We start from the raw sequence: 10,511 nt of genomic DNA on the forward strand, positions 1-10,511 counted from the left end.
TCGCCGCCGAACTCAACGGACGGCCTCGCAAGACCCTCGACTACCGCACGCCAGCCGAGGCATTTGAACAGCTACTGTCGGACCCGACACAACCACCCGTTGCAACGACCCCTTGAAACCGCCATCGGCTACCGGACACGCTTCAACTCTTCCGTCTTGTACGTGGGTAGCTCTTCGAGTCCTTCGCAGACCCACTCGAATCCTTTGTCGATGTCGGCGACCTGTTGGTGCGGTTTCATGCCGTCAGGGTTGGCGTAGTCGCCTGGGTGGGTGCTCGGCAAGGAGGCGTTCGCCGAACAGCAGACGGCCCCCGCCGGTGTTCCGATGGGGGCCGCGCTTTGCGCCGACTGTGATGTCAACGGAGCAAGAGCAGACGTGATGATGTGCTCTTGGGCTAGAGGGGTCAGGCTGCTCGGAAGAAGTCGCCGTAAGCCGGTTCCGGCGGAGTATTGCCGTTCGTGCGGGTGTAGACCAGCGCGTCGATTTCGGCAGGGTGCCGCATGCCACGTCGGTGCCACTCGTGCGGGTGTTCCTGCAGGTTCGCCAACGTCACCGTGCTCACGCTCCGACCGTGACGACGATCGCGGCGGCGGACGCGACGGTGACAGCGACAATCCCGCAGCTGGTTGCGAGGACGGCGAGGAGGCGTCCGCGTGCTGCCTCGCGCACCTCCGAGAACTGCGAGTGCGTTGCGTTGATCGTGCTCATTGTCGGCCCTTCCCGTGGTCGCTGTCCGACGCTCCGCGGCGTCGGATATCAGTATGCGGCAAGAAACCTAGTTCGTCTAACTACTTATGTGCATGCGTTCGCATCTTGGAGACCCAGGCGGTGCTAACGTCCCGGATGCGACGCCGGCGCCGGGGTTGCAGCCCGCTGTGCGTAGTCAGCTCGGAGCTCGGTAGTCGATGCGTCGGCGTGCATAGCGTCGATCATGTCGGTGAAGAAACGGCTCATCTCCTCGACCGTCTGCAGGGAGAGCTGATCAGCTGCGGCGATCATGCGTGCGTGCACGTCGGTCAGCGTGGTGCGGACTTCCTCGTCGGTATGCCCGGTCGCGGTCAGCAGCACGCCTCGGCCGTCCGAGGGGTCTGCGTGACGCTGGACGTGGCCGGAGGCGACGAGGCGCTTCACGACCGCTGTCGTGGACGCGGAGGTGATGCCCAGGTGCGCGGCCAGCTCGGACGAGTTCACCTGCTCGCCCCGTTCGCCGGCACGGAGGAGATAGCGGACGGCTTCCATGTCGGTCTGGTTCATCCGCATGCCCTTGCGGGTCCGCTGCCGTATCTCGACCTCAGCCGAGCGGTACTGCCGCATCAGATTCAGCAACTGAATCCCCGAGCGGGAAGCGCGGTCGGGGTACCAGTACCCGGACTCGTCGTACGTCTGCTCGTTCATCATGAACACCCACCACCTCACGGGATCAAGAGCGAACGATACGTAGATCGCCTAGCAAAGCGGGGTACAAGCGGTTCGGCTTTGACCATGGGGCCATACAGTCGTTCGCGCTACTCGCGATCGCCCTGTCGCGGAGCCCGGACCCCTGTTCCCGGGCTGGCATCCTTTCGCCGCGTTCCACCGCACCCGATGGCGTCTTAGCGCGAGGGCGCCGGCTGCCTGACCCGAACTCGCACCCGACGAGATGGCACGGTTGGCGCGCAGGGTGACCCGTTCGCGGTCGGTCCACGGTGCACGACCGCGCTGGTCGACCGCAGCGATCAGGACGGCGCGGCGCTCCAGGCCATGGCGAGGACCGTGACGTCGTCAGGCTGTTCCTGCTGTTGGGCGAGTGCGGTGAGCTCCTCGACGATCTCGGTGATGCTAGGTCGTTCGGCAACGAACGCGGCGTAGTCGTCGAGAGAGCGCAGGTCGCCGCCGAAGAGGTCGAGGACACCGTCACTGACACTGACGATGCTGTCGCCGGGTCCCAGGATGGTCTCCGCACTCGCCCACCCGGTGCCGACGCCGATCGGGAGGTGTCCGGACTGCAGGAAGGACACCTCCCCTGCTGCCCGTCGGAGCACGGTGAGCCCGTGTCCGGCGTCGACCCAGCAGAGCACACCGTCCGGGCTGATCCGCGCGTGGAAGCAGGTGGTGAACTGGCCGCTGGTCGCCGTACCGGGACCGGTGCTGATCCCGGCTGCCGCGGACCGGAGTGCAGCGGCAGGGTCGGGGTTGTCGCGGCTGCTGCGGACCACGGCACGGACAGCCGCGGCGATCATGCCGGCACCGACGCCTTTCCCCATGACGTCTCCGAGCGTGACCGCGGCGCCGCCGTCTGGTGTGGGGTACCAGTCGTAGAAGTCGCCGCCGACCGCTCGAGCCGGCACGCACACGCCCGTGACCTGGAACGCCGGAGGGAGGTCGCTGCCGTCGACGGGTTGGAGGGAGCGTTGCACGAGGACCGCTTGGGTCACTTCCGCTTCCGCGACGCGGCGCCGCTGCTGGGAGGTGGTGAGCTGCCGCAACGATCGGCGGGACAGCTCGTTCACGACCACCGAAGCTGCGCCGTAGACGAGGACCACGACGAGCAGACGGACGAACTCGCTGACCATCAGGCTGCGGCCAACGCTCAAGACCAGGGGCAGCAGCAGTGTCACGATGACTCCGCCCAACGGCACCATAATGCGCCACCGCCCAACGCCGGCTGCGATCCAGATCAGCGGCAGCACTGTGATCGCGAGGAACACTGACTGGTTGTCGCCGGTGCCGAACCGTAGCAGTCCGATCGCGACGAAGTCGATGAGGGCCACGAACATCTGCAGCCGCTCCAGCGACGGTCGGGCAGCCATCACAGCGGTGATCGCAAGCAGCCCAACCGCGACCGCGACTCCTTGCCACATCCGCTGCGCATCTGTGATGAGCAGCAGCGGCAGGGCGGTGCTGGCAACGGCGGCACCGCCGATGAGCACGGTCACGATCGCCTGCTTGGCGAACGGAGCCCACGCCGTCCCGACCGCGGGCAGCACAATTTGCCCCGTGTCGGAAGACCGGGCGGTGATCCGGAGCGACGCCTGAGTCATCACGGTCCAGTCAACGCAGTCCGCGGGAGATCGCTTATCCCCATCCGGGGGTCACGGAACCCCTCGGCGCACCGCTTGCTGGCTGGCAGCAGCGGAAAGAGCGTTTCATTGGCCTCGACGCAGGCTGCTGTTTCAGTGATGGGGTCCGTCCCCGAGGTCACGGTCACGGTGCAGCGATTCGGGAAGGCGCATCACCAGTCGCCACCGGTTGCCGTCGGCGTCGCGTTCGTAGGTGAAGTCGTCCATGAGTAGCTCGATCATCGCGATCCCGCGCCCGGACTCCTTAAGCTCCGCAGGATCCGGCATGCTCCGCCGGAACGGCACCCGGACCGCTGCGCCGCTGTCGCTGAGGACTGCTTCCAACGACGTGCGAGTCCGCAGCAACGTCAACTCGCACAGCAGTCGCTCTTGTCCTTCGGTGTGCTCGATAACGTTTCCGGCGAGCTCCAGGAGCGCGGTCTCGAACCGCATCCGTTCCCCTGGACCGAGATCGTCGTTGAGCGTCCACAGATCATCGACCGACTCATGAACCTCGTTGACGTCCCCTGGCGGCACTACCAAGGTGACCGTGCGCTCCCAGGCTGGACCGCGGATTTCGGGCTTCTTGGCGCCGTCTGCTGCCATGGCGACATCATCACACCGAACACGGGTTGTCGCGTTCCTTGGACAGCCATGTCGCCGCGGTCATCACGCACGGCGCGAACGTTCCTGCCGTCACGGCCTGCTGCGCGACCAAGATGACGCCAGGTATGTAGGCGATCGGAGCTACCAGGGGGCGGGCGGAGCTGATCGAAGTCCGGCCAACCGGCGTCGTCCGGCTCACCGCTGTCGGGGCGGAGGGACTCGGTCAGCAGGCGCCGCCGAAGCGCAGCCAACGACTCCACCTCGGCCGGCTCGGCGGATGGGTCCGACTCGTAACGAGACGCAGGTGCTTGTGCATCCACCGGATCGCCGTCAGTCGTCTCCGTCATCACTGCTGCCTTCGTGCAGTGCGTTCGCCAAGTCAGCCTCGGATGGGAGCGCAGCCTGCACGGCCGGTGGGAGCAGGTCGTAGCTGGCGACCCCGATCGGCGTGTGCTGGCCGGCGAGGGAGTACCGAACCACGGCGTCGTTCTTGTCCGCGACCAGGAGCAGCCCGACCGTGTCGGCGTGCTGAGGGCGGCGAAGCCGGTCATCGACCAGGGCCACGTAAAAGCCGAGCTGCCCGAGGTACTCAGGCTTGAACTTCCCGGTCTTCAGCTCGATCACCACGTAGCGGAGCTGCTCGACGTGGAAGAACAGCAGATCGACGTAGAAGTCGTCCCCGTGAACGTCGAAGTGCACCTGGCGGCCGACGAACGCGAACCCCTCGCCGAGTTCGCGGAGCGTGTCGATGATCCGGTCGACCAGGGCCTGCTCGAGATGCCGTTCCTTCGCGTCCCCGTCAAGGGCGAGGAAGTCCAAGACGTACGGATCTTTCGTCAGCTGCTGCGCGAGATCCGAGTCACCTGCCGGAAGGGTCGCGGGGAAGTTCGACGGCGCCGCCTGCACACGGGAGTGCGCGGCAGTGCGAATGTGATGCTCGAGGACATTCCGCGACCAGCCGTGCAGTCCGGCTCGCTCGGCGTACCAGTCACGGAGCTGGTGGTCGTCGAGCCGGTTCAGCAGCACCGTGATGTGCCCCCAGGGCAGTTCTGCAACAGGCTGTTGCAGAATCCGTTCGTCGCCCCACGCCGCCGCGAACGCCCGCATGTACGCGAGGTTCCGCGGCGAGAAGCCCCTCATGTCCGGAAACTCCGCCCGGAGGTCTGCTGCGAGTCGGCCGATAACGTTGCTGCCCCACCCTTCGTCGTCTTGCCGGCGGAGGATCGACGCGCCGATCCCCCAGTAGAGGTGCACCAGCTCCGTGTTCACGCGCCGCTGCGCAGTGAACCGAGCCGCGCGCACCTGAGCCCTCAGATCCGCCAGCTCGGCGGCGTATCCAGACGGGATCGGAGCAGCCTCAGTCATCACGCTCATTGTGCCGTGCTCGGCCAACCGTCACACACCGTGAGCGTTCATGAATGCAGCCGCTGCCTCTGCCACAATAGAAAGGGAATAACTTCCATCCCCACGAAAGGCGGCGTTCGTATGGCGCAGAAAGTCACCACCACCCTCGTCGATGACCTGACCGGCGACACGATCGATGAGGGCAAGGGCCGCACCGTGTCCTTCTCCTTCGATGGAAACCACTACGAGGTCGACCTGTCCGACGACAACGCCGAGGCGCTCCGCGAAGCGTTCTCCGACTACGTCGCCGCCGCCCGGAAGGTCAGCGGCCGTCAGAGCCGTGCCTCCGGTAGCAGCAGCGCGCCGAAGCGTGGCAACTCCGACGAGCTTGCGAAGATCCGCGAATGGGCAAACGCCAACGGCCACGAGGTCTCAAGCCGCGGCCGCATCAGCCAGGCAGTGCGCGACGCGTACGACGCCGCACACTGACCAGCCCCCCCCCCCCCGAGCACGACGAAGGCCGGCCGCCCGTGTGGGCAGCCGGCCTTCGTCTCGTGAGCCGATAGCAGTCTTTCTCAGAACGTATCGGCGGGGGTGGAAGCGCCTACTAGCCTCAACTGTAAGACCATCGGTGCTATTCCGTCCTTCTCGACGCGGGTCTACGCTGCCGCGCGTGTACGCGAAAGCCATCGAGTCCCGGGATCGCCGGCCGCTATCGATGTTGCTCGCACCGCTCTCCCCTGACGCATCTCCGGTCAGCGTCCTGCATGCCGCGGGATGGCGTCGCTTCGGCGAGGACATCCTCAAGGTCGACGGTGCCGTTTTAGTGTCTTCCGACGGGGAACAGCTAGAGATCTGGAGCGAGAACACGCGCCTGCTCCATGCGGACTCGGAACCGCAAGGGCCACCGTCTTGGTGGGACATCATCGTCCTCAACGAAGACCACGTCTGCGTGGCGTTCTTTCCACCTGGCGCCCCGATCGGCACATCGGGAAGCCTCAACGCCTTCCGCGGCCACCCGAGCACAGCTCAGGCGCTCCTCCCCCTCATGCAGCGGCTCCAACCCTGAGCGATTTGACGAACGACGGGGCCCGCCAACGCCGCCACGCACTGCACTGCACTGCACTGCACTGCAGAGAACAACTACCCGGATGTTTACCTTCGTACCACCTCGCGCGCTCCCGGCCGTTTCCGCCCGCCAGCCGCCGCGGCGCCCACCAAAGCACCCATCCACCGGTGCGCTATCCACTTACCCCAGTCCGGGCACGACACTCCGGCCCACCGGCGCCGGAGGGAGCACAGTGCAGTGCGGAAGGGACACCTCAGTGGACTCACGATACGAACGCGACCGGCGGGTACCGCCAGCACGCATCGAGACCTATCGCGCCATGCGCCGGCGGTTCCTCCGCGGCGAGCCGCCAACGACGATCGAGTTCGGCATGCCCGATCTTCATGCTGCGTGGGAGGCGCTGCACTAGCTCCGGGCGAGGTTCTGGGCCTCAGGCTCGTTGGAGTGCGATGATGCCGCGTCATCGAAGCGGCCACCGCCGACAGCGGCGGTGCGCCGGACAAGTTCGCTGACGGGATCCTCATTCTCGGGCTCCAGCTCGTCATCGGAGGCTACTTCCACCATGACCTGCGACGCGAGACCGATCAACACTTTGGTGAGGACACCGACGCGGTCGTCATCGGCTGTTGGTATCTCCACGATGTCGGTAGTCCCGTTCTCACCCAGCGCGGCAGCGTAGGCCAGGACCGCGTCCGCGATTGCAGCCCCGGTCATCACCTTGTTTTCGCCGTACACCACGTACTTCACCACCCCGATTGGACCCGCTACACCCTGCGCTGAGTCCAGCGCGCGTCCACGATGCGCCGCGGACGCTCACACTGAGGGTGGTTGATGTCAGTGGTTCCCGGCATGCTGAGCGCAGATGTCTGACGACGCCGCTTTCCCCCTCCGCACCGGCTCCCGAGGGCTTGATGCCGAAGAAGCCGTCGGGTTCTACGAGCGTGTCTGAGCCAGCCACGACATCCATGTCGGTCAGGCCGCGTCAGATCGGGTTGCCGCCGGCTGTTGAGTTACCGCATCATGGAAGCGCTCTTCGGCCCCGTCTGCTTGAAAGACTGATGCTCACCACCACCGCCTCCCCGCGTCGCCGGCTGCTGTTGCAGGTCACGGCGACGCTGACGTTGCTGCTGCTGGTCGGGTTCACGGTCCTGATGCACTCGACGGCAGGGCACACCGCCGGCCACGAGCTCTCTGTGGCTGCTCCCGCGGCCACCGCTGAGCACAGCCACGTCGCGGCCGCTGGCCACGACGAGCACGCGGCTCCCGTGACTGCGGTGATGACCGTCCTCACCGACACGGGCTGCGACAACGGCCTGTGCGCGCTGATGTGCTCGCTGATGGGGATGGCGTGCGCGCTGACGATCGCGCTGTTCACGTGGGCGCTGCTGCGCGCACGGACCGGCGGCATCCTCTCCCTGCTCGCGCGTCTGCTCGCGCTCGCTGACCGGCTGCCGCGCCGCATTACGGCACCGAAACCGCCGTCACTGACGGCGTTGCAAATCATCCGCATCTGATCCGCCCCCCCCTGCGGGACCCCACCCCCGGAGCGTGGCTCCGGCATACCCAGATCCGGCAGGCGTCCGCCTGCCGGAACACCTGACGCATCCACGGGAACGGAAGATCATGCACACCACCACCATGCGCACGCTCGCGGTCGCGGCCGCACTGACCCTCGGCCTCACCCTCGCGGGCTGCTCCGCCGGCAACAGCAGCTCCCACGCTGACGCAGCGTCGTCGACGTCGGCCGCATCGGCGCACAACGACCAGGACGTGATGTACGCGCAGATGATGCTGCCGCACCACAAGCAGGCTGTCGAGATGAGCGACATGCTCCTCGCCAAGGGCTCCGGCGTCGACACCGGCGTCACCGACCTCGCGAAGCAGATCAAGGCCGAGCAGTCCCCAGAGATCAACCAGCTCACCAGCTGGCTCAAGGGCTGGGATGAGCCGACCGAGTCGAAGCACTCCGGGATGGGGCATTCCATGTCCGGGATGATGTCCGACTCCGACATAAACGACCTCGACCAGGCGTCCGCGAAGGACGCCGCGAAGCTCTACCTCGAGCAGATGGTCCAGCACCACAAGGGCGCCGTCGACATGGCCAAGACCGAAGTCGACAAGGGCAAGAACACCGACGCCGTCGCGATGGCGAAGTCAATCGTCTCGAGCCAGACCGAGCAGATCACCCAGATGCAGGACAAGCTCGCGTCCCTCTGAAGCCCCGGCGGGGGTCGCGGCGGGAGCTTGCTCAGTTCCGTATCCGACAGCCAATTGATTATCGAGACGGGACTGGTGGGCTGTCGAGTGCGAGTTGTTCGAGGACTTGCACCAGCGCAGTCTGGTCGATTCCCTCGGTGCGGTGGAGAAGGTGCTTCCGGACCGCCTCGGCATGGATCGGTCGGGCCGCACGGACGAGGCGCTCTCCCTCGTCGGTGATTCGCACGAGCACACCGCCGTCGACCGCGCTGCGGCTGACGAGTCCGCGGTGCTCCATTCGCGTGAGTTGATGGGACAGGCGGGTGCGGTCCCACCGCAGCGAGGCGCTGAGCTCGTTCTGGCGAAGCGCTCCGCTGCCCAGATCGACGAGACGGGTGACGATGCTGAAGTCCTGATCGGACAGGCCCGAGCCGGCCTTGATGTCTTCGGCCACCCGCTGCCGTACGGTGTCCGCTGCGAGCTTCCACGCGTGCCAGAGACGTTGTTCCTGCTCACTTAGCGGCGCGGTCATGAAGTGACCCTATCGTCGCGCTGTTGACGCATCAACACCGGAAGTGCATGCTGTTGACATGACAACACCAAGCAGGGCGCAGAAGATCGCCCTCGTCACCGGCGGGAACAAGGGCATCGGCATCGCCATCGTTCGCAGCCTCGCCCGGGAGGGCTTCACCGTGCTCCTCGGCGCGCGCAGCGACGAACTCGGCCGTGCAGCCTCCGCCACCATCGACGGTGACGTGCGCCCGGTCGTTCTCGACGTGACGAACCAGGATCAGATCGACGCGCTCGTCGTTGACGTCGCCCACGAGTTCGGGCGGCTCGACGTCCTGGTGAACAACGCCGGCGTGAACACGCTCACGTTCCGGCCGCTCGAGCACCTACCGAAGCCGACCGAGGAGAACGTCGACGACTTCAGGAACGTGTACGAGGTCAACGTCTTCGGCGTCGTGCGGATGATCACCGCGTTCCTGCCACTACTGGCGAAGTCGGACGCACCCCGGGTCGTGAACGTGACGAGCAAGCGCGGATCGATCGGAGAAGCGGGGGCTTGGGTGGGGCAGCCCTCGATGGTGTACTCGAGCTCGAAGACCGCGCTCAACGCCATCACCGTGCACTACGCCCGCGAGTTCGCGGAGACCACGTTGAAGATCAACGGCGCCGCCCCCGGCCACGTCGCCACGGACTTCAACGACTTCCGCGGTACCCGCACCCCCGACGAAGGTGCGGCCGTGGCGGTGCGACTGGCAACCCTGCCTGCTGATGGTCCCACCGGCGCTATCTTCGAGGACGACACGCAGCTCACCTGGTGACCGCAACCCGGGGCGGGATCGCGGTTGTCGGCCCTCCTGACTCCCATTCGACGAGATAAGCGACCGAAGGGAAGCGGCCTCATTCGCACTCGGCTCCTAGCGAGCGAGCGGGCGCCCGGTAGCCGATCGGCGACCGGGCGGAGGTCGAGCTCATCCCCTATGGCCGAAACGGAGCAGGCTCGCCGTCATGGACCATCCCGAGCTCGTCACAGTCGCTGACCCTCGCATCATGATCGGCGTCCTCGCCAATCTCGCAGCCGCCTTCTTCGGCGCAGTCGACCACCCTCGCGCCGCTGGCTCGCTCATGCGGCACATGACCGACAGGTTCGGCAACGACCTCGGACGTGATCTCGGGCGCACCCCGGCTGATCAGGAGTGCTACGAGGCCGTCGAAGCGCAGATCGATCGCCTCCGACACCCCATCGGGAGATACGAGTGCCCGCGTCCGTTAGACGGTCGGCTAAGGGACGGTCCGGGGAAGTGTGAGAGGTGACTGTGGGGCAGCGGTTCGCGAGACGCAGCCCGTACGTCAGTGCAATCGGCCTATCCTGACGGCCTAAACTCCTAAACTCCGGGTCAGCTGCGGAGTATAGTTCTGGGGTATTCGCAGTAGCGGGCGAGGTACTTGCCGGAGAATCGTCCGAGGTGCCCGATTCCCACCGCGTGGCGACGTCTGCGACTGCGCCGATGTCTTCCACTGTCATCGGCATGTGCGGGTTGTCGTGTAAGTTCTCGACGGTGCGGCGGAGGCGAGCGTTTCGGGGTAGGAGCAGTGCGGGCGGGAGCGGGTCGAGGAGCATCCTCAAGCGCCGGGCCGAGCGCGCGCTCGCCCGGATCGCCGCCCTCGAGCAGCAGCCGGCCCGCCTCGCCGGTGTCATCGCCACCGCCGGCTCCGCGGTCGCCGTGCTGGCGGTCGCGCTCGGCGGCCTG

The 10,511-nt window shown here is 66.4% G+C and carries 15 protein-coding genes and 1 pseudogene; 8 read left to right on the forward strand and 8 right to left on the reverse strand.

The window, feature by feature from the left end:
* Positions 1 to 116: pseudogene (locus tag H7A69_RS17680) on the forward strand (IS30 family transposase); the annotation flags it as partial.
* A gap of 287 nt (positions 117 to 403) precedes the next feature.
* On the opposite strand, the gene H7A69_RS16410 reads toward H7A69_RS17680, so the two are convergent.
* From H7A69_RS16410 to H7A69_RS16435, 6 genes are all read right to left on the reverse strand, one after another.
* Entirely contained in the window at positions 404 to 562 is a 159-nt protein-coding gene (locus tag H7A69_RS16410) for a hypothetical protein (protein ID WP_182048027.1), read from the reverse strand.
* Positions 559 to 708, reverse strand: coding sequence for a hypothetical protein (locus H7A69_RS16415; protein ID WP_182048028.1), 150 nt, complete (start codon positions 706 to 708; stop codon positions 559 to 561). Before H7A69_RS16415 ends, H7A69_RS16410 begins: the two co-directional genes overlap by 4 nt.
* Before the next feature lie 123 nt (positions 709 to 831).
* Positions 832 to 1,398, reverse strand: coding sequence for a MarR family winged helix-turn-helix transcriptional regulator (locus H7A69_RS16420; RefSeq protein ID WP_182048029.1), 567 nt, complete (start codon positions 1,396 to 1,398; stop codon positions 832 to 834).
* A gap of 317 nt (positions 1,399 to 1,715) precedes the next feature.
* On the reverse strand, positions 1,716 to 3,020 hold the full coding sequence (locus tag H7A69_RS16425; protein WP_182048030.1) for a PP2C family protein-serine/threonine phosphatase: 1,305 nt from the start codon (positions 3,018 to 3,020) through the stop codon (positions 1,716 to 1,718).
* Positions 3,021 to 3,152: 132 nt separating this feature from the next.
* Positions 3,153 to 3,644, reverse strand: coding sequence for an ATP-binding protein (locus H7A69_RS16430; protein WP_182048031.1), 492 nt, complete (start codon positions 3,642 to 3,644; stop codon positions 3,153 to 3,155).
* 330 nt (positions 3,645 to 3,974) lie between these two features.
* A complete protein-coding gene (locus H7A69_RS16435; RefSeq protein WP_182048032.1) occupies positions 3,975 to 5,009 on the reverse strand; it encodes a YhcG family protein in 1,035 nt (344 codons plus the stop codon).
* A 120-nt stretch (positions 5,010 to 5,129) separates the two neighbouring features.
* Between H7A69_RS16435 and H7A69_RS16440 the strand changes: the two genes are divergently transcribed.
* Positions 5,130 to 5,477 (forward strand): histone-like nucleoid-structuring protein Lsr2, encoded by a 348-nt coding sequence (locus H7A69_RS16440; RefSeq protein ID WP_182048033.1) that lies wholly within the window; start codon positions 5,130 to 5,132, stop codon positions 5,475 to 5,477.
* A 184-nt stretch (positions 5,478 to 5,661) separates the two neighbouring features.
* Entirely contained in the window at positions 5,662 to 6,057 is a 396-nt protein-coding gene (locus tag H7A69_RS16445) for a hypothetical protein (RefSeq protein ID WP_182048034.1), read from the forward strand.
* A gap of 405 nt (positions 6,058 to 6,462) precedes the next feature.
* Here the strand turns inward: H7A69_RS16445 and H7A69_RS16450 are convergent, their stop codons facing one another.
* Positions 6,463 to 6,804 (reverse strand): hypothetical protein, encoded by a 342-nt coding sequence (locus H7A69_RS16450; RefSeq protein ID WP_182048035.1) that lies wholly within the window; start codon positions 6,802 to 6,804, stop codon positions 6,463 to 6,465.
* 311 nt (positions 6,805 to 7,115) lie between these two features.
* On the opposite strand from H7A69_RS16450, the gene H7A69_RS16455 reads away from it, so the two are divergent.
* Positions 7,116 to 7,571 (forward strand): hypothetical protein, encoded by a 456-nt coding sequence (locus H7A69_RS16455; RefSeq protein ID WP_182048036.1) that lies wholly within the window; start codon positions 7,116 to 7,118, stop codon positions 7,569 to 7,571.
* Positions 7,572 to 7,680: 109 nt separating this feature from the next.
* Positions 7,681 to 8,274, forward strand: a complete 594-nt coding sequence (locus tag H7A69_RS16460) for a DUF305 domain-containing protein (protein ID WP_259346280.1) — start codon at positions 7,681 to 7,683, stop codon at positions 8,272 to 8,274.
* A 58-nt stretch (positions 8,275 to 8,332) separates the two neighbouring features.
* On the opposite strand, the gene H7A69_RS16465 is transcribed toward H7A69_RS16460, so the two are convergent.
* Positions 8,333 to 8,785, reverse strand: a complete 453-nt coding sequence (locus H7A69_RS16465) for a MarR family winged helix-turn-helix transcriptional regulator (RefSeq protein ID WP_182048037.1) — start codon at positions 8,783 to 8,785, stop codon at positions 8,333 to 8,335.
* Positions 8,786 to 8,843: 58 nt separating this feature from the next.
* On the opposite strand from H7A69_RS16465, the gene H7A69_RS16470 reads away from it, so the two are divergent.
* The 3 genes from H7A69_RS16470 to H7A69_RS17325 all read left to right on the forward strand — a co-directional run.
* Positions 8,844 to 9,581 carry an SDR family oxidoreductase gene (locus tag H7A69_RS16470; RefSeq protein ID WP_182048038.1) on the forward strand — a complete coding sequence of 246 codons (738 nt, stop codon included), beginning with the start codon at positions 8,844 to 8,846 and terminating at the stop codon, positions 9,579 to 9,581.
* A 187-nt stretch (positions 9,582 to 9,768) separates the two neighbouring features.
* Complete coding sequence (locus H7A69_RS16475) at positions 9,769 to 10,074, forward strand: hypothetical protein (protein WP_182048039.1); 306 nt, start codon at positions 9,769 to 9,771, stop codon at positions 10,072 to 10,074.
* Between the two features lie 194 nt (positions 10,075 to 10,268).
* A partial coding sequence (locus H7A69_RS17325) for a hypothetical protein (protein ID WP_220456278.1) occupies positions 10,269 to 10,511 on the forward strand: 243 nt, incomplete at its 3' end.

The organism is Curtobacterium sp. ME26 (assembly GCF_903970945.1).
GTDB lineage: Bacteria > Actinomycetota > Actinomycetes > Actinomycetales > Microbacteriaceae > Curtobacterium > Curtobacterium citri.

Coding starts and splice junctions, on each gene's coding strand:
- H7A69_RS16415 (WP_182048028.1), bottom strand. CDS start 708: ATGAGCACGATCAACGCAACGCACTCGCAGTTCTCGGAGGTGCGCGAG.
- H7A69_RS16420 (WP_182048029.1), bottom strand. CDS start 1,398: ATGATGAACGAGCAGACGTACGACGAGTCCGGGTACTGGTACCCCGAC.
- H7A69_RS16425 (WP_182048030.1), bottom strand. CDS start 3,020: ATGACTCAGGCGTCGCTCCGGATCACCGCCCGGTCTTCCGACACGGGG.
- H7A69_RS16430 (WP_182048031.1), bottom strand. CDS start 3,644: ATGGCAGCAGACGGCGCCAAGAAGCCCGAAATCCGCGGTCCAGCCTGG.
- H7A69_RS16435 (WP_182048032.1), bottom strand. CDS start 5,009: ATGACTGAGGCTGCTCCGATCCCGTCTGGATACGCCGCCGAGCTGGCG.
- H7A69_RS16440 (WP_182048033.1), top strand. CDS start 5,130: ATGGCGCAGAAAGTCACCACCACCCTCGTCGATGACCTGACCGGCGAC.
- H7A69_RS16455 (WP_182048036.1), top strand. CDS start 7,116: ATGCTCACCACCACCGCCTCCCCGCGTCGCCGGCTGCTGTTGCAGGTC.
- H7A69_RS16460 (WP_259346280.1), top strand. CDS start 7,681: ATGCACACCACCACCATGCGCACGCTCGCGGTCGCGGCCGCACTGACC.
- H7A69_RS16465 (WP_182048037.1), bottom strand. CDS start 8,785: ATGACCGCGCCGCTAAGTGAGCAGGAACAACGTCTCTGGCACGCGTGG.
- H7A69_RS16470 (WP_182048038.1), top strand. CDS start 8,844: ATGACAACACCAAGCAGGGCGCAGAAGATCGCCCTCGTCACCGGCGGG.
- H7A69_RS16475 (WP_182048039.1), top strand. CDS start 9,769: ATGGACCATCCCGAGCTCGTCACAGTCGCTGACCCTCGCATCATGATC.